Annotated in this window: 20 protein-coding genes; 9 read left to right on the forward strand and 11 right to left on the reverse strand. The window is 63.8% G+C overall.

The window, feature by feature from the left end:
- Positions 1-45 precede the first annotated feature (45 nt).
- The 9 genes from phaC to gltS all read right to left on the reverse strand — a co-directional run bounded on the left by phaC (position 46) and on the right by gltS (position 9,857).
- Entirely contained in the window at positions 46-1,788 is a 1,743-nt protein-coding gene (phaC, locus tag VSR82_RS10340) for a class I poly(R)-hydroxyalkanoic acid synthase (RefSeq protein WP_429457244.1), read from the reverse strand.
- Between the two features lie 14 nt (positions 1,789-1,802).
- Complete coding sequence (locus tag VSR82_RS10345; RefSeq protein ID WP_368587144.1) at positions 1,803-2,273, reverse strand: MaoC family dehydratase; 471 nt, start codon at positions 2,271-2,273, stop codon at positions 1,803-1,805.
- 24 nt (positions 2,274-2,297) lie between these two features.
- Complete coding sequence (locus tag VSR82_RS10350; protein ID WP_429457242.1) at positions 2,298-3,245, reverse strand: electron transfer flavoprotein subunit alpha/FixB family protein; 948 nt, start codon at positions 3,243-3,245, stop codon at positions 2,298-2,300.
- A 13-nt stretch (positions 3,246-3,258) separates the two neighbouring features.
- Positions 3,259-4,008, reverse strand: coding sequence for an electron transfer flavoprotein subunit beta/FixA family protein (locus VSR82_RS10355; RefSeq protein WP_368624054.1), 750 nt, complete (start codon positions 4,006-4,008; stop codon positions 3,259-3,261).
- 69 nt (positions 4,009-4,077) lie between these two features.
- Positions 4,078-5,880, reverse strand: a complete 1,803-nt coding sequence (locus VSR82_RS10360) for an acyl-CoA dehydrogenase (RefSeq protein WP_498857668.1) — start codon at positions 5,878-5,880, stop codon at positions 4,078-4,080.
- A gap of 212 nt (positions 5,881-6,092) precedes the next feature.
- Entirely contained in the window at positions 6,093-7,097 is a 1,005-nt protein-coding gene (locus VSR82_RS10365; protein WP_429457237.1) for an AraC family transcriptional regulator, read from the reverse strand.
- Between the two features lie 123 nt (positions 7,098-7,220).
- The gene (locus tag VSR82_RS10370) at positions 7,221-7,685 is read right to left on the reverse strand and encodes a hypothetical protein (protein ID WP_368584708.1); all 465 of its coding nucleotides are present in this window, start codon (positions 7,683-7,685) and stop codon (positions 7,221-7,223) included.
- 83 nt (positions 7,686-7,768) lie between these two features.
- Positions 7,769-8,629, reverse strand: a complete 861-nt coding sequence (locus VSR82_RS10375; protein WP_429457235.1) for a class I SAM-dependent methyltransferase — start codon at positions 8,627-8,629, stop codon at positions 7,769-7,771.
- 25 nt (positions 8,630-8,654) lie between these two features.
- Positions 8,655-9,857 carry a sodium/glutamate symporter gene (gene gltS, locus VSR82_RS10380; RefSeq protein ID WP_429457233.1) on the reverse strand — a complete coding sequence of 401 codons (1,203 nt, stop codon included), beginning with the start codon at positions 9,855-9,857 and terminating at the stop codon, positions 8,655-8,657.
- Between the two features lie 555 nt (positions 9,858-10,412).
- Between gltS and VSR82_RS10385 the strand changes: the two genes are divergently transcribed.
- The 8 genes from VSR82_RS10385 (at position 10,413) to VSR82_RS10420 (ending at position 15,516) form a co-directional block, all read left to right on the forward strand.
- On the forward strand, positions 10,413-11,072 hold the full coding sequence (locus VSR82_RS10385; RefSeq protein WP_429457231.1) for a DUF892 family protein: 660 nt from the start codon (positions 10,413-10,415) through the stop codon (positions 11,070-11,072).
- Between the two features lie 144 nt (positions 11,073-11,216).
- Positions 11,217-12,089, forward strand: coding sequence for a formate/nitrite transporter family protein (locus VSR82_RS10390; RefSeq protein WP_410850321.1), 873 nt, complete (start codon positions 11,217-11,219; stop codon positions 12,087-12,089).
- Between the two features lie 134 nt (positions 12,090-12,223).
- The gene (locus VSR82_RS10395; protein ID WP_368584704.1) at positions 12,224-12,484 is read left to right on the forward strand and encodes a hypothetical protein; all 261 of its coding nucleotides are present in this window, start codon (positions 12,224-12,226) and stop codon (positions 12,482-12,484) included.
- Positions 12,485-12,713: 229 nt separating this feature from the next.
- Positions 12,714-13,169 (forward strand): ParB/Srx family N-terminal domain-containing protein, encoded by a 456-nt coding sequence (locus tag VSR82_RS10400; RefSeq protein WP_429457228.1) that lies wholly within the window; start codon positions 12,714-12,716, stop codon positions 13,167-13,169.
- Between the two features lie 39 nt (positions 13,170-13,208).
- On the forward strand, positions 13,209-13,337 hold the full coding sequence (locus VSR82_RS10405; protein WP_498857669.1) for a hypothetical protein: 129 nt from the start codon (positions 13,209-13,211) through the stop codon (positions 13,335-13,337).
- 33 nt (positions 13,338-13,370) lie between these two features.
- Positions 13,371-14,138, forward strand: a complete 768-nt coding sequence (locus VSR82_RS10410) for an inositol monophosphatase family protein (protein ID WP_429457225.1) — start codon at positions 13,371-13,373, stop codon at positions 14,136-14,138.
- Positions 14,139-14,389: 251 nt separating this feature from the next.
- Entirely contained in the window at positions 14,390-14,611 is a 222-nt protein-coding gene (locus VSR82_RS10415) for a dodecin family protein (protein WP_429457223.1), read from the forward strand.
- 515 nt (positions 14,612-15,126) lie between these two features.
- Positions 15,127-15,516, forward strand: a complete 390-nt coding sequence (locus VSR82_RS10420; RefSeq protein WP_368584700.1) for a DUF6232 family protein — start codon at positions 15,127-15,129, stop codon at positions 15,514-15,516.
- Between the two features lie 72 nt (positions 15,517-15,588).
- On the opposite strand, the gene VSR82_RS10425 is transcribed toward VSR82_RS10420, so the two are convergent.
- Positions 15,589-18,042 carry a glycogen/starch/alpha-glucan phosphorylase gene (locus VSR82_RS10425; RefSeq protein WP_368584699.1) on the reverse strand — a complete coding sequence of 818 codons (2,454 nt, stop codon included), beginning with the start codon at positions 18,040-18,042 and terminating at the stop codon, positions 15,589-15,591.
- Between the two features lie 671 nt (positions 18,043-18,713).
- On the opposite strand from VSR82_RS10425, the gene VSR82_RS10430 reads away from it, so the two are divergent.
- Positions 18,714-20,084 carry an MFS transporter gene (locus VSR82_RS10430; RefSeq protein ID WP_410850393.1) on the forward strand — a complete coding sequence of 457 codons (1,371 nt, stop codon included), beginning with the start codon at positions 18,714-18,716 and terminating at the stop codon, positions 20,082-20,084.
- 142 nt (positions 20,085-20,226) lie between these two features.
- On the opposite strand, the gene ltaE is transcribed toward VSR82_RS10430, so the two are convergent.
- Positions 20,227-21,234 carry a low-specificity L-threonine aldolase gene (ltaE, locus tag VSR82_RS10435; RefSeq protein WP_498857670.1) on the reverse strand — a complete coding sequence of 336 codons (1,008 nt, stop codon included), beginning with the start codon at positions 21,232-21,234 and terminating at the stop codon, positions 20,227-20,229.
- Positions 21,235-21,354: the final 120 nt, after the last annotated feature.

Consider the following 21,354-nt stretch of genomic DNA (forward strand, 5'->3'; position numbering starts at 1 on the left):
TGAACATCACACTCCGTCATTGCCGCACGCGCTGTCGCCATCCGCTCATTCCGCGCGAAGCTTCACATAGCGGCCCGGCGCGCTCTCGATAGGCTTGTACTTCCGATTGCCGAGCTTGGTGCGCGCCTCGACCTGCTCTCCGGAATGCTGCTTGACCCATTCGATCCAGTGATTCCACCAGCTGCCGCGCTGCTGAACCGACGTCGCGAGCCACTCGTCGGCGTTCTCGTTGCAGGTATCGTTGGTCCGGTAGCTGCGCTTGTTCTTCGACGCTGGATTGACCACACCCGCGATATGGCCGCTTGCCCCGAGCACGAACTCGGTTTGACCACCAAGTAGTTGCGTCGACTGATAGGCGGATCGCCACGGCACGATGTGATCTTCCTCGGCCGCCATCAGATAGCTTGGGATATCGACGTTGCCGAGATCCACCGGCGTGTTGCAGAACGTCAGTTTGTTCGGCACGCGCAGACTGTTTTCGAGGTACATGTTGCGCAGATAGAAGCTGTACATCGGGCCGGGCAGATTGGTCGTGTCCGCGTTCCAGTACAGCAGGTCGAACGCGGCTGGGGCTTTGCCTTTCAGGTAATTGTTCACGACATACGGCCAGATCAGATCGTTGGCACGCAGCGCCTGGAATACGAAGCCGAGTTCGCGGCCAGGATAAAGGCCGCCGCGACCGATCGTGTGCTCGCGCATCGCCACGCCCTGCTCGTCGATGAACACGCCGAGATCGCCCGGGTCGGTGAAGTCGAGCAATGCCGTCAACAGTGTCAGGCTCGCCACCGAGTCCTCGCCGTTCGCACGCATGACCGCCAGCGCCGACGACAGCATCGTGCCGCCCACGCACCAGCCCAACGCATTGACCTGGTCGGCCCGGCTAATCTCACGCGCCACCTTGAGCGCCTGCATCACGCCGTCCTCGAGGTAGGCGTCCCACGTGGTCTGCGCCATGTCCTGCTGCGGGTTGCGCCACGACACGACGAACACCGTCAGGCCTTGCTCGGAGGCGAAGCGCACGAACGAATTCTCGGGCTGCAGATCCAGAATGTAGAACTTGTTGATGCACGGCGGAATGATCACGAGCGGCCGCGCGGCGACCTTCGGCGTCAACGGATCGTACTGGATCAGCTGAAACAGATCGTTTTCATAGACCACCGCGCCGCTGGACGTGGCCACGCTGCGGCCCACTTCGAATGCGCTTCGGTCGGTGATCGAAATCGAGCCGCTGCCCAGATCGTCGAGCAGATGCGTGACGCCCGACAGCAGGCTCGAGCCACCCGATTCCACCGCCTCCCGGAGGACCTCGGGATTCGTCGCGAGGAAATTCGCGGGGCTGGCGCAGTCGATGAACTGGCGCATCAAAAAGCGCAGCTTGTGCTTGCCTTTTTCGTCGAGCGTACTCGCTTCGACGAAGTCCGCGAGCGCCCTCGCATTGATCAGATAGCTCTGTTTCAGAAGACTGTACCAGCCGTTGCTGGACCAGTCGTCGGCGTGAAAGCGCCGGTCTCCCTGCTCGGGTTCGGCGACCGCCTTCAACTCCGTGCGCCCGCCGATCAATCCGGCGACGGCATCGCTCCACAGTTGCGCCTGCTTTTGAAGGTAGTGGGCGCTCGTGTGGGTCACGGAGCCTCGCGCGAACGGCCCGGCGAAATCGAAGCCGGAGCCGTCGGTGTCAGGCACCGACGCATCGAATTCTTCCTTGAGCGGCGAAAAACGCCAGAAATCGAAGCCGGCCTTGACCCAGCCCGTGGAAAACTCGTGTGGCATGCTGAATGGCATTCTCATGGCGGGGCTCGCTATCATGCTTCGCTGGCGACGCAAGCCGCGTCCTCGACGACACGGTCGCGGCAGCTTGTCGGCATCACCGTCGCCTCGCCGTCGACCACCACCTTGCCGCCGACCGTGCAAACGGTGGACAGCACCACGCGGCGCTTGTCGTGGATCAGTTCCTTGACGGTCACTTCGGCCTGCACGGTATCGCCGGGTCGGACCGGCGCCTTGAAGCGCAGGTTCTGGCCGAGATAGATCGTGCCCGGACCGGGCAGCTGGCCCGCGAGCGCCGCGGAGATGATGCTGGCGGTCAGCATGCCGTGGGCGATGCGCCCCTTGAAGGGTGTGGTTTGCGCAAACTGCTCGTTGATGTGAACCGCGTTGATGTCTCCCGACGCGCTCGCGAAGAACAGAATGTCCGCCTCCGTGATGGTCTTGGCGAACCGGCCACTCATGCCCAGTTGCAGGTCTTCGAAATCGTATCCGTTAAGCTCATTCATGATTATTCCGCTTGCTGGGGGCGGTTAGCCGAGCGCCTGCTCGAGTTCCGGCACGAGGGTGAACAGATCGCCGACGAGGCCGTAGTCGGCCACGCTAAAGATCGGCGCTTCTTCGTCCTTGTTGATCGCGACGATGACCTTCGAGTCCTTCATACCGGCGAGATGCTGGATCGCACCCGAGATGCCGACCGCGACGTACAGTTGCGGCGCGACGATCTTGCCGGTCTGGCCGACCTGATAGTCGTTCGGCACGAAGCCCGCGTCGACGGCTGCGCGCGATGCGCCCAGTGCCGCGCCGAGCTTGTCGGCCAACGGCTCGAGCACCTTCGTGTAGTTCTCGCCATTGCCGAGACCCCGGCCACCCGACACGATGATCTTCGCGCTCGTCAGTTCCGGACGATCGAGCTTCGTCACTTCGCGGCTCACGAACTGCGAGATGCCGGCGTCGGCTGCGGCTTCGATCTTCTCGACCGCTGCGCTGCCGCCAACGGCCGCGACGGCGTCGAAGCCGGTCGAGCGTACCGTGATCACCTTGATCGGGTCTTGAGATTGAACCGTTGCGACCGCGTTGCCCGCGTATATAGGACGCTCGAACGTGTCGGCGCTGTCCACCGCGGTGATGTCGCTGATCTGCGCGACGTCGAGCTTCGCGGCGATACGCGGCGCGACGTTCTTGCCGTACGCGGTAGCCGGCGCAAGGATGTGCGTGTAGTTCCTGGCCGCATCCTGCACAAGCGTCAGCACCGTCGCTTCGACGTTTTCCGCGAGACCCGCTTCGAGTTGCGGCGCGTCGGCGAGCAGTACCTTGCTGACGCCGGCGATCTTCGCTGCGGCATCGGCAGCAGCCTGCGCGTTATGCCCCGCGACCAGCACGTGAATCTCACCGCCGATCTTCTGTGCCGCTGCGATCGTATTCAGCGTCGCGGCCTTGATCGACGCGTTATCGTGTTCTGCAATTACCAGATTCGTCATTTCTTGCGTCTCCTCACAGCACCTTGGCTTCGTTCTTCAGCTTCTCGACCAGCGTCTTTACGTCCGGCACCTTCACACCGGCGGAGCGCTTCGGAGGCTCGGCGACTTTCAGCGTCTTCAGACGCGGCGTGACATCCACGCCGAGGTCTTCGGGCTTCACCGTTTCGAGCGGCTTTTTCTTGGCCTTCATGATGTTCGGCAGCGTCACGTAGCGCGGCTCGTTCAGGCGCAGATCGGTCGTGACCACGGCCGGCAGCGTCAGCGACAGCGTTTCCGCGCCGCCATCCACTTCGCGCGACACCGTTGCCTTGCCGTCCGCCACGACCACCTTCGACGCGAACGTCGCCTGCGGCAGGTTCGCGAGCGCGGCGAGCATCTGGCCGGTCTGGTTGGAGTCGTCGTCGATGGCCTGCTTGCCGAGGATCACCAGCTGCGGCTGTTCCTTGTCGACCAGCGCCTTGAGCAGCTTGGCAACGGCCAGCGGCTGCAGGTCTTCGTTCGATTCGATCAGGATCGCGCGGTCCGCGCCGATTGCGAGCGCGGTGCGCAGCGTTTCCTGCGACTGCGTCACACCGGCCGACACGGCGATCACCTCGGTCGCGACGCCCGCTTCCTTCAGACGCACGGCTTCTTCAACCGCGATTTCGTCGAACGGATTCATCGACATTTTCACGTTCGCAATATCGACGCCCGTACCGTCCGATTTCACGCGGACCTTCACGTTGTAGTCGACCACTCGCTTGACTGCTACAAGAACTCTCACAACACTCTCCTTCCCACACCGATAGGGCCGAGCCCTATCGTCTTGAATGACATTACGTCCGTTGATCGATCAGAACTGGTCTTCGCGCAGCGCCAGCGCGCCTTCGCCATCGCGAGCGCCGCGAAGCGTCGCTTCGAGCGCGATTGCACGAGGCAGCACCTGCGTCGCGTAGGTGTGCGCGGTCGCGATCTTCGCGTCGTAGAAGCCCGGGTCTTCATCGCGCTTGTCGGCGGCGAGCACGAGCGAGCGGGCGACTTGCCAACCCGCGAGCACGATGCCCGCGAGCATCAGATAAGAGACACTGCCCGCGAACACCGCATTCGGATCGCGCTTGACGTTCTCGACCACGTAACGCACCGCGCTGTGCAACGCGTTGCGGCCGGCGGACAGATGACGGTGCATCGCCTGGAAAGCCGCGCTCGAACCATACGAGGGGTGCCCTTGCACCGCGGCCAGCGTCGCGTCGATCTGCGCGAGCAGCGTCCCGGCCACCTCGCCGTTGTCGCGCATGGTCTTGCGGCCGACGAGGTCATTCGCCTGGATCGCCGTCGTGCCTTCGTAGATCGGCAGAATGCGCGCGTCGCGGTAGAACTGCGCGGCGCCGGTTTCCTCGATGAAGCCCATGCCGCCGTGCACCTGCACGCCGAGACTCGTCACCTCCAGCGACATCTCCGTGCTCCAGCCCTTCACGATCGGCACCAGGTATTCGTAGATCGCCTGATGATTCGCACGCGTCGCGCCGTCCGGATGACGATGCGCGAGATCGCAATGCGACGCCGACACATAGGCCAGCGCGCGTGCGCCTTCGGTCAGCGCGCGCATCGTCGACAGCATGCGGCGCACGTCCGGGTGCTGGATGATCGCGACAGACTGCTTCGCGGAGCCATCCACGGGACGGCTCTGCACGCGCTCCTTCGCATACGCAACAGCCTGCTGGTACGCGCGATCCGAGATCGCCACGCCCTGCACGCCCACCGCGAAACGCGCCGCGTTCATCATGATGAACATGTACTCCAGACCGCGGTTCTCCTCGCCGACGAGCTGCCCGATCGCGCCGCCGTGATCGCCGAACTGCAGCACGGCCGTCGGGCTCGCCTTGATGCCGAGCTTGTGTTCGATCGATACGCAGTGCACGTCGTTGCGCTCGCCGAGCGTACCGTCTTCATTGACGAGGAACTTCGGCACGACGAACAGCGAAATGCCTTTCACGCCTTCCGGTGCGTTCGGCGTACGTGCGAGCACCAGATGCACGATGTTTTCCGTCATATCGTGCTCGCCCCAGGTGATGAAAATCTTCGTGCCGAAGATCCGGTACGAGCCGTCGCCCTGCGGCTCGGCGCGGGTGCGCACCAGCGACAGGTCGGAGCCCGCCTGCGGCTCGGTCAGGTTCATCGTGCCGGTCCACTCGCCGGAGATCATCTTCGGCACGTAGCGTTGCTTCAGTTCGTCGCTACCCGCCGTCAGCAGCGCTTCGATCGCGCCGTCGGTCAAGAGCGGGCACAGCCCGAGCGACAGGTTGGCGGCGTTGAGCATTTCGATGCAGGGCGTCGACAGCAGCTTGGGCAGATCCTGGCCGCCGTATTCAGACGGATGTTGCAAACCCTGCCAGCCGCCTTCGCTGAATTGACGAAACGCATCCTTGAAACCGGCCGTGGCGGTCACCGCGCCGTCCTTCCAGGTGCTCGGGTTGCGGTCGCCGTCGACGTTCAGCGGCGCGAGCACGCCTTCGTGCAGGCGCGCGGCCTCTTCGAGCACCGCACGGGCGGTATCGGCGGTCGCGTCCTCGCAGCCGGGCAGGCCCGCCAGTTGGTCGATTCCGGCCAGTTCCGTGATTGCAAACAGCATGTCTTTGAGAGGCGCGACGTAGCTCATTACCATTCTTCCGATCAGATAGTCCGTAGGGAAAGTCACCCGTGTGGCACCGATGCGGCCGGGGTAACGTATGGCTGAATCGTAGCGTCGGAGAGGCCCTGCCCGGTTGTCCAAACCGGACGATCTATTGACATCTCTGGCCACGTCGGAGGAAGTAAGCGCCCCGTGGGAAGTGCGTCGGCGGGTGCTATCGACGCATTGATACGACGAGATCAGCCACCCCGGCGATAGGCCGCCGGGGTGCTGCCGGTCCAGTGACGGAACGCTCGATGGAATGCGGTGGGGTCGCCGAAGCCGACGTCGCCCGCGATGATGGCGATCGGCTCGTGGGTGCCGGTCAGGCGCTGGATCGCGATGTCGCGGCGCAATTCGTCCTTGAGCACCTGGAACGCCGTGCCCTCGGCGGCAAGATGACGGCACAGCGTTCTGACCGAACAGTGCAGGCCTTCCGCCGCCTCTTCGATAGACGGGATGTCGGGCAGCCGGGACGCGAGATGTTCCCGCACGCGATGACTGAACAGCTGCTCGTTGAACGACACGAAGATCCAGTCTTCCGGCGCGCGAGCGAGAAACCTGCGCAGGTTCGCCTTGCGCTGGCGCACGGGCAGATCGAAATAGCTACTGCTGAACTGCATCGAGGTCTGATTGCAGTCGAACTTCGCCGGTCCGGGAAACAGATAAAGATACTCGAGCGCGTGAGCAGGACGGGGGAAGGCGAACTGCACCTGGAGCAACGCAATGCGCTGACCGATCAGCCAGGACGCGATCCCGTGCGCGAGCTTCAGCATCAGCTCCTGGCCCAGCATGCTGGGTTGCGCGCCCGTGCTTCCCGGATGCAAGGCCAGCGTCGCAACGAGGTCGCTGCGGCGCGATTCGAAACGGAAGTCGTCGAGCACCAGATGGAAGAACTGGCCGAACCGATGCATCGCGGTTTCGAGGTTCGGCGCATCCAGCAGGCTCAGACACAGAAACTTGAGCGCACCGCTGCGCAGCGGGCGCGAGAAAACGCCGGGCATCTCGTCGTCGAGTTCGATCGCGAGCGAGCGGTAGAGCGTCGAGAACTGTTCCTCGGTGACGCGCGCGCCAGGCTGGCTCAGCAGCGCGCGCGGGATATTCGCGCCGGACAAATGCCGGTCGACGATATCAGGCCGCGTCCCGACGCTGCCGACGAACCCATTGACGAGCGAGATCGGTACGGTGGCGCCAGGAGCTTGCATGACAGGGTTCCGCGAGGCGAAGACGCATCAGCATAGCGCCTCCCGCCGCATCGTGGCGAGGGTTCGGCGAATCGCTACGCGAGTGCCGGGTTTGCGGCCTGGCGCTTTCCGCTAGCGGGTCGCCTATTGCGCCGATGCGTGCGAGCGCAGATACGGCAGGTAGCCGTTCTGGGTCTTCAGGATCTTCTCGGCGCACTCGTCATAGTCGTCGCCCTTCGCGCTGTCGGGCCCATACATGCCGCGGCACTGCGCGAACAGCGACAGTGTCGCGCCGCCCGTGCTCTTGTTCGCGCGGGTCGCTGAGAAAGCGGCTTTGCCCGAATCGTCGGGCACGTCGGTATCGATCGCGACCGCGTCCGCGCGGATCACGTGCGTGTCGGAATGCTGCTCGATATAGCGTTTGGTCGCCGCCCACGCGGCATCGCAATTCGCCGGTGTGCAGTCGATCACCGCGTCGCGTTGCGCGGCGCGGAGGTTCGGCTCGCTATGAAGGATTTCCTGCTGGGCGCGCTGCGCCTGCTTTTCCGGGGACGACGAGCAGGCGGCGAGTGCGCATGCGACGAGTGCGAAGGCTGCGATCTTTTTCATGAGTAGACTTCGAAGGCCATGTTCGAGCGCGATTATAGCCGCGTGAGGAACGCGGTCACGCATTCAACCCACCGCAGAGGCCCCTAACTATTCGCCACCAGCAGTTCCTCCGCATTGCCCGGCGGGCGCAGCCCATCCGTGCGAGCCGCGAAGTAGCGCTGCGTCAGATCGGCCGCGGACACATGCCGCGCGTCGTCAAAGCCTGCTTCACGCGCCATGTCGATCATCTGCTGCGGCATGAAGAAGCTGATGAACGGCGTACCGCTCGCACGCGCGCCCTTCTCCGCCATTTCGAGTCCGGGGCGCACGTCCGGGTCCGCCATCTCCAGCGGCAACAGAAACGTCATCGCGAACGTCGAGCCGCGCGCGAGCCCGGCAACTTCACGCAACGTCGCCGCATTCGCCTCCCTGGTCAGATACATGCTGACGCCGGTCGACACGACCACGGCTGGCCTGCTTTCGTCGAAGCCTTCGGCGACCAGACGCTGCCGCCAGCTGTCGCCCGCTTCGAAATCGACCGGCACGAAACGCAGCCAGTCCGGCAGGCCGTAACCCAGTTCGCTGAGCCGCTGACGCTTCCACGTTTGCGGTCCCGGCGGATCGACCTCGAACACGGTGAGCCGCGACGCGATGTCGGGCCGGCGTTGCGCGAAGCTGTCGAGACCGGCGCCGAGGATCACGTATTGATCCACACCGCGCCCGGCCTGCTCGACGACCAGATCCTCGATAAAGCGTGCGCGCGCGACGATCGACGCACGAAACGGCCGCGTGAACCGAAGGTCCATGTCGCCGCGGCTGAGCCAGTCTTCGGCGGGAGCCAGCAATTGCAAGCCGACTTCGTCTTCGAGCACGTGCGGCGGCGCGTCGGCCTGCACGTGCAGCGCACGCCATAGCGCGACGCGCGCGGCGGTGCTGTCGGGTGCGATGTGGGGTTGATTGCTCATGATATTTGCCTGTATTCGCCTGGACTCAATGAAAAAACGGCAGCGTGAGAAACAGTTTGATCACGATCGCATTGACGATGTCCATGAAAAACGCACCGGTCATCGGCACGATCAGGAACGCGATATGGGAGTGGCCGAAGCGGTTCGTGATCGCCTGCATGTTCGCGATCGCGGTCGGCGTCGCGCCAAGTCCGAGCCCGCATTGCGCCGCGCACAACACGACCGCGTCGTAGTTGCGGCCCATCGCGGGGAACGTGATGAAGATCGCGTAGAGCGCCATCAGCAGCGTTTGCGCCGCGAGGATCGAGATGATCGGCAACGCGAGCGCGGCAAGCTCCCATAGGTCGAGCCGCATCAGCGCCATCGCGAGAAAGAGCGCGAGCGCGACGTTGCCGACCAGCGCGACCGCGTGCTGGTCGATCCGCACACGCATGAGCGCGAGCACGTTGTTCAGGATCACGCCGATGAACAGCGTGCAGACGAAGGTCGGCAATTCGAACACGGTGTCCGCGATCCAGTCGGCAAACACTTCGCCGCCCGCGAGGCAGATCGAGATCAGCGCGAGTGTCGTGATGATCGCGGCGGGCGTGGTGGCCTGCTCCGCCTTCGGCTCTTCGAAGACCAGCGTTTCGTCCGCTAGCTGCTGCACGCGCAGCAATTCGTCGGCGCTGATCCGCCGCATCAGCACACGGGCGACCGGACCGCCGAGCACGCCGCCCATCACGAGTCCAAAGGTCGCGCAGCCGATCGCGATCTCGGTCGCCGACTCCAGCCCGTGGCGTTCGGTGAAGACCTGGCTCCACGCGGCGCCGGTGCCGTGCCCGCCCGACATCGTGACCGAGCCGCCGAGAATGCCGAGCAGCGGATCGACGCCGAGCGCGAACGCGAGCAGGATGCCGATCACGTTCTGCAGGATCAGCAGCCCGCTGACCACCGCCAGAAAGCGGATCAACACCGGCCCGCCCGCCTTCAGATTCGACAGATGCGCATTCAGACCGATCGTCGAGAAGAACGCGAGCATCAGCGGCGCCTGCAGCGTCGAATCGAACCTGACCTGCACTTGCGTGGTGATGCGTGTGATCAGCACGCAGATCGCAACGATGAGCCCGCCTGCCACCGGCGCCGGAATCGAATAGGTTCGCAGCACGCCGATCCATTGCACGAGCTTTTCGCCGAGCAGCAGCACGAGCGACGTCGCGACCAGCGTGGCATATACGCCGACAGTCATGAATGGCCTCCGAGCGCGAACCTGCGACATCTTAGCCAATCCGTCCAGGCTAAGTATGATTTTCCTTGACGCAATGCAGTCGGCCGATGACGTCGCGCCACAACGGGAGAAATGAACCGAACCTCTATCCGCGCTATCTACGCTCGCGGATCCGGCGAGGTCCGGGAGTGGGTTCTGGCACCAGGGACCGAGCGTGGCAAAACGTCCAGAACACCCGCATACAGGGCTCCGCTGGCTGCGTGCATGGCATCAGTGCCGATCGGCGCTACGAGTAAACCCCCTACGCTCAGGCGCGGTCGGCAATCCCGCAATGCGATGGTCCTCTTCGCGAACCGCCTCCTGCGGGCGCCGGCTCGCACGTGCGCGCAACGTTGGTCTGCGGACCTCTAGCCTGTTACAACGCTTCCCGCCTGCTTTGGGCAAGCCCTGGCAGCCCGTGTCAGGCGGGCAGGAACGCGGCATGCGCAGACAGATTCGCGCCGTCCAGCCGACGGCGCTCCGCATGCGTGGCACGGCGGAGGGAAGACCCAACTACCAACTCCAATGGAGGTCCGGATGTTCATGCACGACAAACGCCTGCAGTACACGGTTCGCGTCGGCACGACCAATCCCGGGCTCGCGAATCTGATGCTGGAGCAGTTCGGCGGTCCGCAAGGCGAACTGCCCGCCGCGATGCGCTACTTCACCCAGGCCGTTGCGGAAGAAGACCCCGGGCGCAAGGACATGCTGTTCGATATCGCCACCGAAGAGCTGAGCCATCTCGAGATCATCGGCTCGATCGTCGCGATGTTGAATCGCGGCGCGAAAGGGGAACTCGCCGAAGCGGTCGAGCAGCAAGCCGGGCTTTATCGCAAGCTCAACGGCGCGGGCAACGACAGTCACCTGACCCAGGTGCTATACGGCGGCGGACCGCCGCTGACGAACTCCGGCGGCGTCCCGTGGAGTGCCGCGTACATCGACACGATCGGCGAGCCGACCGCGGACCTGCGCTCGAACATCGCGGCCGAAGCGCGCGCGAAGATCATCTATGAACGGCTGATCAACGTCACCGACGCGGCAGCCAACGCGGCGGGCGACATCGAGACCCGCCAGGTTTGCGAGCAGATTCTGCCGCAGGAAATCGAAATGGCGAAGTGGCTGCTTGAGCACCTGCCGGAGACGGTCACGCAATTCCTTGGCCGCTCTGCTGCGGACCGCGACGAAGCGAAAAGGTAGACACACGTGGGATTCGAGACGCGCAATCGCGTCGCCAAGTGAGCACTTTGGCCTTTGCGGCGCGGTCCGCATCGGACAGCGGAGTGGCTTCGCCGTCAGCGTTATCGGCAAGGCGATCGCGACAATCAACCTGGAGCATTGCGAATGGCAAGCCAGCCCCGAACAAACGACGATCACCCGGCAGGACATGCGTCGCCCCATCTCGATGACGAGGAGCGCGACCAGGCTTCCGCGCACAGTTCACCTCGCGCGCTGGTGATTCACGAGATCATCCGGGAGGAAGGCGAGACGGCGCTTGGCCGCAAGCCGCTCGCGCTGCTGTGGTCCGCGTTGGCGGCCGGGCTGTCAATGGGTTTTTCGTTTCTGACCCAGGCGGTGCTCGAAAGCAAGACCTCGTCGCCCGGTCACGGCGGCATCTCGCTGACTGGCGCCGCAGGCTATTGCGTCGGCTTCATCATCGTCGTGCTCGGGCGCCAGCAACTATTCACCGAAAGCACGTTGACCGTGCTGCTGCCGGTCCTGACGAGGCGCAGTCTGCCGGTTGCCGCTATCGCGCTGCGGCTATGGGTGATCGTACTGGCCGCGAATCTGGCCGGGACATGGATCTTCGCCGGGATCCTTACGATGCCGACGTCGTTCGGGCAGAAGCTTGCTCCGGTTCTCGACCAGTTGTCGCAAGCCCCGTACGGCTCCACCTTTGCTTCCACGACGATGAAGGCGGTTCTCGCGGGCTGGCTAATCGCGCTGATGGTCTGGCTGCTGCCGAGCGCGAGATCCGCCGCCGTGCTGATCGTCGCGGTCCTCACGTATGTTGTTGCAGTGTGTGATCTGGCGCACGTGATTGCTGGCTCAGTGGAAGCGGCGTACGCGGTGCTGCGCAGCCATGCCGCCGTGCAGGACTATCTGCTGCGATTTTTCGCGCCGACGCTGCTAGGTAACGTGGTCGGTGGCGTCGCCCTCGTCGGGCTGCTGAACCATGCGTCGATCGCGCCCGAGATGACAGGCCGCGACGGCTGATCTCGGCCACGCGCAGCGCATCACACCCGAGCCGACATGAACTAGGCCCCGCCAACGATGCTCTTTGACGGCACGAGCCGTGCTACGCGGATGGGTACGTAGTTCCCGGAGCGCTTCCCAAACTGGAGATCGTCATGAAGCTGATAGTGGCAGGAGTGGGCGTAATTTCATTGATTGCCGGCGCTTACGCGTTTGCGCAAACCAATACCGGCAGCGTGCAGCCGAAGCAGGATGCTCACAGCGCGCAGCCGGGTACCGCCGGGCAGAGCATGAGCCGTGCCGCGGACGCCGGTACCGGCAAACCGGCGAGTGGCACATTGATGCAAAAACGCGAAAGTGGCATGTCGCCCCAAGGCGCGTCCGGCTCTAACGCGACCGGCGCGATGAAGCAGTGACGACAACGCGAGGCACAGCTCCTTCGTGAGTGGGACCACGGAGGCACGCACGAAAGGAGATGCCGAATGCTGGTCGGTCGATGCGCGCGCGGCAACCGTTGCGATGTGACCGATGGATCTCATCGGCCCCGCCATATCGAGGCATGGCTAATGCTCGGCCGAAAGTGCATTTCAACAATGCTTCGCCATCGTGATGTACTTGTGTGTCAATGATTTGCGGCCGACACAAATGACAATCGGCTCGCGTTACGTAAGCGCCAAAGCGCTGCTGACCGACCGTCATTCCAACGACATCAACGCGTTCATGGAGCGACATGCGGTCCGCGTCGCGTTGGGACCGGGACGCTCTTTCTTTATTGTCGATCATCACCACTGGGCGCGCGCCTGGCGGAGCATGAGAATCGACAACGTTCCGGTGAGAGTTTTGGCTGATTTCGCTGCTTTGGAGACCGACGAGTTTTGGGAACACGTGAGGCAAAGGCATTGGCTACACCCGTTCGATGATCGTGGCTTGCGACGCGCGATCGGCGAAATGCCGATGTCGCTTTCAGCAATGATGGACGACCCCTATCAAAGCCTCGCGGCATTTGCGCGACGTGCTGGCGCCTACCGAAAACCAAAGCGTGCGTACGAGTCGTTTCTGTGGGCAAGCTTCTTCAGGACGAGATTGCGTTTGCCGGTCTAGCCAGAGGAACATGGTTCGGTTTCGCGTTCGCGCCGTACTGTGCCCATCCCTCTCGAGCGCCTGCAGCAACTCGAGCTGGTGGCCGTTTCGAGACTGCGCAGCCGAAATGGCATCGTCTGCCTGCCGGACGTCGCGAATTTCGTCGTGCAGATTCATGCGCCCTCCTGACGCCGAATATCGGTAGTTTATGGAGGTAGCAACATGACACCAACGGATACATGCAGGTTTCTGGACTCGCTCGGCGACGAAGCTCGAATCCTCGCGTTGAAGCACTTCAGAACGAGGTTCGACGTTACAACAAAGTCCGACGCGACCCCCGTCACAATCGCGGACCGCGAGATAGAACGACGGCTTCGTGAACTCATCTTGTCGCGGCATCCATCGCACCACCTTGTGGGCGAAGAGGAAGGCGGCGAGACTGGAGACGGAACAACCTGGGTGATTGACCCCATCGACGGCACGAAGAGCTTCGTATCGGGTCTTCCGCTGTTCGGGACGCTCGTCGCGGTACTCGAAAGTCGACTTCCTGTCTACGGCCTGATTGAAGTCCCAGCACTGCGTGAGCGCTGGATAGGCTACGGCAATAGCACCGTTCTCAATGGCACTCCGTGCAAAGTCAGTTCATGCACGCGATTGCGCGATGCCCGACTCTGCACAACGGACCCGCAGATATTTATCGGTGAAGCGTCACGGGCCTTTTCAACGCTGTCGCGTTCTGTCGCAATCTCCCGGTTCGGAACCGACTGTTACGGTTACGCCTTGTTAGCCTCGGGTTACATTGACCTCGTTGTGGAAGCAGACCTGGAAATTTACGATGTGATGGCGCTAGTGCCTGTCGTTCGGGGCGCGGGTGGCATCGTTACTACGTGGTCGGGTCATCCAATCACTGAACGTTTCGATGGTACGGTCGTCGCGGCTGCGACTCCCGGGTTGCACACCGAGGCGCTTGGAGTCCTCGGAAAACCGTAATCGCGTCACCGGCGCTACATTGGCCAAAAAATTACAGCGACATCTGCATCAACGGATATAAGGTCAGATGCAAGGTGCCCACGTCGGACACCTCCACACTGACAGGCGTGGCCGACCCCACTTCGCGGGCCGAAGCAGGTTTGTACGCGTCGTTTAGCTTGGATGCTGCCAGGTTGCTAGCGCTGATTAGCGAAACAGGCACGGGGGATGCGCCACGTAAAAAATAGCCCATTCCATCCTGGAGAGAGATCATGGCCGCAAGCACACAGTCCAGCGTCTACAAGGTTACAGAAATTGTCGGCACGAGTCCGACTTCCTGGGAGGAGGCTGCGAAAAATGCTGTAGAAACCGCTGCTAACTCGCTTCGTGATTTGCGAATCGCCAATGTCTGTAAGCTCGACATGAAGATCGACAACGGCAAGGTGGTTGAATATCGGACCCGGGTGTCCGTGTCGTTCAAGTATGAGACTTGAGAGTTCGGCTGATCGCAAGACGTGACGAACTCGAACGTGGCGCGCCGGGCTGCGGGTGGAAGGTGGACCGCTGAAGCCTCCGGCCAATCCAATCCATGATGGCGCGAGCGCGCTGGAAAACCGCGCACAAATGAAGCCCAAACTGCAGCCCACGCCAAACACCGCGAGATTGGCTACGACGCGGTTAACCCGCCCTTTGTAAATCTGGGGATCTCAGAGTGCACATAGCAGACAATAAAGACCGCGAGCAATCCAGCGATGAACGACATGGCCGCAATCATTCGACCTTCCTCTCCTGCAATAGTCGCGACTCCGGATTGCTAATCGCTAGAGAGAGCGCGACGGCAGAATATGCGTTGAAATGATCTGCGGCGTCGATGCGCGGCGCTCTTTTTTTGTCCCCAAAATCGTGCCCGTTGCAGCACGGGCCTGAGAGAGAACGAAAAACTCCCTAACTTTAGGAATTTGAGGGAAGTCTGTTACGCTGCGCGCTTCACCACCCTTGCATTGAAACAATGGAAATCCCATTCAACGATCGCGGCGTGTCAGTCACGCGCAACGCCCTCTCGGCCGCGGGCCAGGTCTTCCCGCTGCGCGATATCGTCGACGTGCAGGTCATGACCGTGCAGAAGAACAAGGTCGTGCCGCTCGTGATCTCGGTGGCGGGGCTGATCGGCGCGATCGTCGGCGGTGTGCTGCATTCGGCTTCGGGGCTCGTATCCGGGGCGATGCTGGTCGTGGTCGGCTGGCTGACCTGGGTGACTCAGGACGTCACGCATCGGTTGATGGTCAAGACGGCCGACGGTGAGCGCGAGGCGCTGATGAGCACGGATCGCGAGTTCGTCGAACGCGTCGGCGAGGCCGTGCATCGGGCGAAGGCGGCGGCTGCCGCGCCGAAGGCATGACGCGGCGCGTCGATCGAACATGAAAAAGCCGTGCGCGACTGGTCGACGCCAGCCCCGCACGGCTTCGCCAGTTCAGTCCAGACTGAGCGGATTCACGCGCCAGATATTGCGCGCATACTCGCCGATCGTGCGATCCGACGAGAACTGCCCCATCCCCGCGACGTTCTCGATCGCGCTTTCGGCCCACGCGTGTTTGTTGACGAAACGCGCATCCACTGCGTTCTGCGCCTTCGCGAACGCGTCGAAATCGGCGAGCACCATATAGTGATCGCCCCAATCGACCAGCGTGTGAAAGATATCCGAGAAGCGCAGCGGATCGTCCGGCGAGAAGAAGCCCGTACGAATCTGATCGAGGGCGGTGCGTAATGCTTCGTTTTCCTCGTAAATCTGCCGCGGCCGATAGCCGCTTGCGCGCAGATCGTCGACCTCGTCGGCGGAGTGGCCGAAGATGAAGATGTTCTCGCGCCCCACCGCGTCGCAGATTTCGATGTTCGCGCCGTCCATCGTGCCGATCGTCAATGCGCCATTGAGCGCGAGCTTCATATTGCCGGTGCCCGACGCCTCGGTGCCGGCCATCGAGATCTGCTCGGACAGATCGGCCGCCGGAATGATCAGCTCGGCCACGCTCACGCCGTAGTTCGGCACGAACACGACCTTCAGCCTGTTGCCGATCAGCGGATCGTGATTGACCTTCTCGCTGACGTCGCCGATCAGCTTGATGATCGTCTTGGCCATCCGGTACGCGGACGCGGCCTTGCCCGCAAACAGCACGACGCGCGGCACCCAGTCGCGCTCCGGATTCGCGCGAATCTCGTTGTAGCGCACGATCACGTGCAGCACGTTGAGCAACTGGCGCTTGTATTCGTGAATGCGCTTGACCTGCAGATCGAACAGCGCGTTCGGATCGAAGTGCAGCTTGGTGTGCTGCGCGAGCCGGTGCACGAGCCGCAGCTTGGCCTGTCGTTTGGCCTCACGGAACGCGTCGACGAACTCGTCGTCCTTGCGCAGATTGCGCAGCTGCTCGAGCTCGAACAGGTTGCTGCGCCAATGCGTACCGATGCGCGCATCGATCAGCGACGACAGCGACGGACTCGCCTGTGCGAGCCAGCGGCGCGGCGTGATGCCGTTGGTCACGTTGGTGAAGCGGTCAGGGTAGAGACGCGCGAAGTCGGCGAAGATGTCGCGCGTCATCAGCTGCGAATGCAGCTTCGACACGCCGTTCACCTTGTGACTCGCGACGATCGCCAGATAGGCCATGCGCACGCGCCGCTGCCCGTATTCGTCGACGAGCGAAATGCGGCGGATCATATCGACGTCGTGGCCCGATTGCTCGCCGACGTGCTTCAGAAACTGCGCGTTGATTTCGAAGATTATCTCGAGATGGCGCGGCAGCAGCCGCGACAGCATTTCAACATCCCATGTTTCGAGCGCCTCGGGCATCAGCGTGTGATTCGTGTACGAGAAGATCTGCGTCACGTGTTTCCACGCCTTGTCCCACGGCAGGTTATGCACATCGACGAGCAGGCGCATCAGCTCGGGAATCGCGAGCACCGGGTGCGTGTCGTTCAGATGCACCGCGACCTTCTCCGAGAAGCGTCCGAACGTGCTGTGCGTGCGCTGATAGCGGCGGATCAGATCCTGCATCGTCGCCGATACGAAGAAATACTCCTGGCGCAGCCGCAACTCGCGGCCGGCCGGTGTGGAGTCGTCCGGATAGAGCAGCCGCGACACGTTCTCCGACATGTTCTTGGTGTCGACCGCGTTGCGGTAGTCGCCGCGATTGAACGCGCCGAGGTCGAGTTCCTCGGTCGCGCGCGCGGACCACAGGCGCAGCGTGTTGGTCGCGTCCGTCGCGTAGCCGGGGATCACGGTGTCGTACGCGGTCGCGTTCACATGCTCGGTGTCGATCCATTCGGTCTTCTCGCCGCGCTGCACGGTACGGCCGCCGAAGTGCACCATGTACTTGATTTCGGGCCGCGGAAATTCCCACGGGTTGCCGGCGCGCAGCCAGTAATCGGGCGCCTCGACCTGCTCGCCGTCGATGATTTCCTGGCGGAACATGCCGTACTCGTAACGGATGCCGTAGCCGAAGCCCGGAATCCCGAGCGTCGCCATCGAATCGAGAAAGCACGCGGCGAGCCGCCCGAGGCCGCCGTTGCCGAGCGCGGCGTCGGGCTCGATGTCGATCAGCGCGTCCATGTCGACGCCGAGGCTCGCGAGCGCCTCCTTCATCTGATCGTGGATGCCGAGCGCGAGCAGCGCGTTGGTAAAGGTCCTGCCGATCAGAAACTCCATCGACAGGTAGTAGACCCGCTTCACGTCCTGCTCGTATTGCAGGCGCGTGGTCTTCATCCAGCGCGCGACGAGCCGGTCGCGCACGGCGAGCGCGGCCGCGTGCAGCCAGTCGTGCGGGTGAGCGGTGATGGCGTCCTTGCCGACGCCGTACATCATGCGATTCGAAATTGAGCGCCGTAGCGCGTCGACGGTACTGTGGAGCTGGTCGAATTCCAGATCGACGGTCGTCATCGAAGCCTCCGGGAAGTTCGACAAGGCAGACGCGAACCGCACGGAAGACGGACGGGAGGCGCGTGCCTGTCGGAACGGTTAAAAAAACAGAGTAGAACATTTTGCGGATCGCGCACATCGCTGCGCGAGCGGATGGTGACGCATATGCCGTGCCCGGCGAATCCGCCAATTGCCGCGCAATGGCGCGCGGCCGATGCCCGGATGCAGTGCAAAACCGCACATCGATTATTTTTTCGATGCATGACGGGGGAATGAAGCCGCGAATTCCCCAATTGTGTGATCGCATCGGGCCGCCTGTTCTGCCGGACGGTTTGTGCGTACGCGAATTCGATTTGATGTGGGGCGCGCACCGATTTGGAGATGCCGGCCGGGGTTGACGGTTAGTTGCGTTGTGGTCAGATCTCAGCGCCTCGTCTGCGCCCGTCTGCCGGCCTCCCAGCAAGATCGTGCCGTCTCTGCAACAATCGCGACGTTGCGCCGCACAAGCCGCCACGCTCATCCGCCGTGGTCCGGACAGCGCGCCACCTCGCCCACAACAAAACCGCCGTGCGCGCGTCGCCTCTCCTGAAGCGGCCAACGCCGGCATGCCCAACCCGACGAGCCACGCCTTGTCCGATAAGCTCAGCCCCACCGTCGGCGTCCCCACGCCGGCTCTCCCCGCCGACGGCCCGATGTCGGCCGCCAATCGCCGCGCGATGGCCGCGATCATGCTCGCCGTCGCGCTCGCCACGCTCGATACCGCGATCGCCAACACCGCGCTGCCCGCAATCGCCGGCGACCTGCATGCGGCGCCGGCCGCGTCGGTCTGGATCATCAACGCGTACCAGCTCGCGATGGTCGCGACGCTGCTGCCGCTCGCCGCGCTCGGCGATATCGTCGGGCATCGGCGCATCTATATCGGCGGCATCGCGCTGTTCACGCTGAGCTCGCTCGGCTGCGCGCTGGCGCCGACGCTGCCGCTGCTTACCGCCGCGCGCATCGTGCAGGGCCTGGGCGCCAGCGCGATCATGAGCGTCAACACCGCGCTGATCCGCTATCTGTACCCGCCGCATCGGCTCGGTCGCGGGCTCGGCACCAATGCGCTGATCGTCGGCGTGTCGTTCGCGGTCGGGCCGACGGTGGCGTCGCTGATTCTGTCGGTCGCGACGTGGCCGTGGCTGTTCGCCGTCAACGTGCCGCTCGGCGTGCTCGCGCTCAGCTTCGCGATGCCGGCGCTGCCGCACACCACGCAGGGGCGGCATCAGTTCGATCCGGTGGCGGCCCTGCTTAACGTGGTCACGTTCGCCGCGCTGATCTTCGCGCTCGGCGAGGCGGCGCAACGCGCGTCGATGCAGATCGTGCTCAGCGCCACGGCGATCGCGGTCGTGTTCGCGCTGCTGCTGATTCGCCGCGAGGCGGGTCACTCCGCGCCGATGCTGCCCGTCGATCTGTTCAAGCGGCCGGTGTTCGCGCTGTCGGCGGTGACGGCCGTCTGCTCGTTCGCCGCGCAGAGCCTCGCATTCGTGTCGCTGCCGTTCTATTTCGAGGACGTGCTGCTGCGCAGCCAGGTCGAAACCGGCTTCCTGATGACGCCGTGGCCTGTCGTGGTCGCACTCGCCGCGCCGCTCGCGGGCGGCCTGTCGGACCGCTATCCGCCGGGGCTGCTCGGCGCGGTCGGGCTCGCGGTGCTGTCGGCGGGGATGGCCTCGCTGGCGATGCTGCCCGCCCATCCGCACGTGCTCGACATCGGCATCCGCATGGCGATCTGCGGCGCGGGCTTCGGCTTTTTCCAGTCGCCGAACCTTAAGGCGCTGATGGCGAGCGCGCCGCCGGAGCGCAGCGGCGGCGCGAGCGGCATCGTCGCGACCGCGCGGCTAATCGGCCAGGCGACCGGCGCGGCGCTGGTCGCGCTGTGCTTCGGCATCGCCGGACGCCAGCATGGGCCGACGCTCGCGCTCGGCCTCGGCGCGTTCTTTGCCGGCGCCGCGAGCCTCGCGAGCGGCTTGCGGCTCTTCGCGCCATCGCATCGCGCGGGCGTGCAGGCGAAGGCGGCGGTCAAGTGAGATGTGCGCCGGACGGCGCGTGAAACGAGGATAAAGCTTGCATGAAGCGCGGCTCGAACGAACCGCGCATGAGTTGAAGCCGGTGCGGGAAGACGAGGCGGCAACTATGCGAGCCGCCTCGCTTCCGACCATTGCGGCGCGATCAACGTGCCGCGAAGTACCCCTTCACCGCGGCAATGAACGTGTCGATATCGTCGCGCGATACATCCATGTGCGTGACGAAGCGCGACGCATACAGCATCTGCGTGAGGATGCCCCGCTCCTTGAGCCACGCCTCGAGCGGCGCGCAATGCTGTTGCGGAAACTGCGCGAACACCATGTTCGTCGCGACCGACTGCACCTTCACCTGCTCGATGCTCTCCAGCCCCGCCGCCAGATGCGCGGCGTTCGCGTGATCGTCGGCAAGACGCTCGACGTTGTGATCGAGCGCGTACAGGCACGCCGCCGCGAGCACGCCAGCCTGGCGCATGCCGCCGCCGAGCACCTTGCGCCAGCGATGCGCGACGTCGATCAGCGCGCGGCTGCCGACCAGCACCGAGCCGACCGGCGCGCCCAGTCCCTTCGAAAAGCAGATCGACACCGAATCGAACGGCTCGGTGAGCGCCGCGACCGGCTTGCCCGACGCGACCGCCGCGTTGAACACGCGCGCGCCGTCGAGGTGGGTCGCGAGGCCGCGCTCGCGCGCGAGCTGCGTCGCGTCGGCGACGTACTGCTCCGGCAGCACTCTGCCGCCGATCGTGTTTTCCAGCGCGAGCAGCCGCGTGCGAGCGAAGTGATCGTCGATCGGCTTGATCGCGGCGGCGATCTTCTCGAGCGGGATCGAGCCGTCGGCGGCGTTTTCGAGCGGCTGCGGCTGGATGCTGCCGAGCACGGCCGCGCCACCGCCCTCGTATTTGTAGGTGTGCGCGAGCTGGCCGACGATGTATTCGTCGCCGCGCGCGCAGTGCGCCATCAATGCGGCGAGGTTGCTTTGCGTGCCGCTCGGGAAGAACAGCCCCGCTTCCTTGCCGGTGCGCTCGGCCAGCGTGGCCTGCAGACGCAGTACGGTGGGGTCGTCGCCCCAGACGTCGTCGCCGACTTCGGCCGCAGACATCGCCGCGAGCATCGGCGGAGTCGGGCGGGTAACGGTATCGCTGCGCAAATCGATCATTGTGTGTCCCTGTGCGTCCATGGATGACAACCTACGGCAGCCGGCCGCGTGCATTCCGGGAGGAACGCGTACGCGCCGGCAAACGAGCCATACAGTGTATTCAATTCAGGCGACGCTGAA

The organism is Burkholderia sp. JPY481, assembly GCF_038900515.1.
Lineage (GTDB): Bacteria > Pseudomonadota > Gammaproteobacteria > Burkholderiales > Burkholderiaceae > Paraburkholderia > Paraburkholderia youngii.

Coding starts and splice junctions, on each gene's coding strand:
- VSR82_RS10395 (WP_368584704.1), top strand. CDS start 12,224: ATGAAGCTGATAGTGGCAGGAGTGGGCGTAATTTCATTGATTGCCGGC.
- VSR82_RS10425 (WP_368584699.1), bottom strand. CDS start 18,042: ATGACGACCGTCGATCTGGAATTCGACCAGCTCCACAGTACCGTCGAC.
- VSR82_RS10430 (WP_410850393.1), top strand. CDS start 18,714: ATGTCGGCCGCCAATCGCCGCGCGATGGCCGCGATCATGCTCGCCGTC.
- VSR82_RS10360 (WP_498857668.1), bottom strand. CDS start 5,880: ATGAGCTACGTCGCGCCTCTCAAAGACATGCTGTTTGCAATCACGGAA.
- VSR82_RS10390 (WP_410850321.1), top strand. CDS start 11,217: ATGGCAAGCCAGCCCCGAACAAACGACGATCACCCGGCAGGACATGCG.
- VSR82_RS10370 (WP_368584708.1), bottom strand. CDS start 7,685: ATGAAAAAGATCGCAGCCTTCGCACTCGTCGCATGCGCACTCGCCGCC.
- VSR82_RS10385 (WP_429457231.1), top strand. CDS start 10,413: ATGTTCATGCACGACAAACGCCTGCAGTACACGGTTCGCGTCGGCACG.
- gltS (WP_429457233.1), bottom strand. CDS start 9,857: ATGACTGTCGGCGTATATGCCACGCTGGTCGCGACGTCGCTCGTGCTG.
- VSR82_RS10415 (WP_429457223.1), top strand. CDS start 14,390: ATGGCCGCAAGCACACAGTCCAGCGTCTACAAGGTTACAGAAATTGTC.
- VSR82_RS10345 (WP_368587144.1), bottom strand. CDS start 2,273: ATGAATGAGCTTAACGGATACGATTTCGAAGACCTGCAACTGGGCATG.
- phaC (WP_429457244.1), bottom strand. CDS start 1,788: ATGAGAATGCCATTCAGCATGCCACACGAGTTTTCCACGGGCTGGGTC.
- ltaE (WP_498857670.1), bottom strand. CDS start 21,234: ATGATCGATTTGCGCAGCGATACCGTTACCCGCCCGACTCCGCCGATG.
- VSR82_RS10375 (WP_429457235.1), bottom strand. CDS start 8,629: ATGAGCAATCAACCCCACATCGCACCCGACAGCACCGCCGCGCGCGTC.
- VSR82_RS10400 (WP_429457228.1), top strand. CDS start 12,714: ATGACAATCGGCTCGCGTTACGTAAGCGCCAAAGCGCTGCTGACCGAC.
- VSR82_RS10420 (WP_368584700.1), top strand. CDS start 15,127: ATGGAAATCCCATTCAACGATCGCGGCGTGTCAGTCACGCGCAACGCC.
- VSR82_RS10365 (WP_429457237.1), bottom strand. CDS start 7,097: ATGCAAGCTCCTGGCGCCACCGTACCGATCTCGCTCGTCAATGGGTTC.
- VSR82_RS10410 (WP_429457225.1), top strand. CDS start 13,371: ATGACACCAACGGATACATGCAGGTTTCTGGACTCGCTCGGCGACGAA.
- VSR82_RS10350 (WP_429457242.1), bottom strand. CDS start 3,245: ATGACGAATCTGGTAATTGCAGAACACGATAACGCGTCGATCAAGGCC.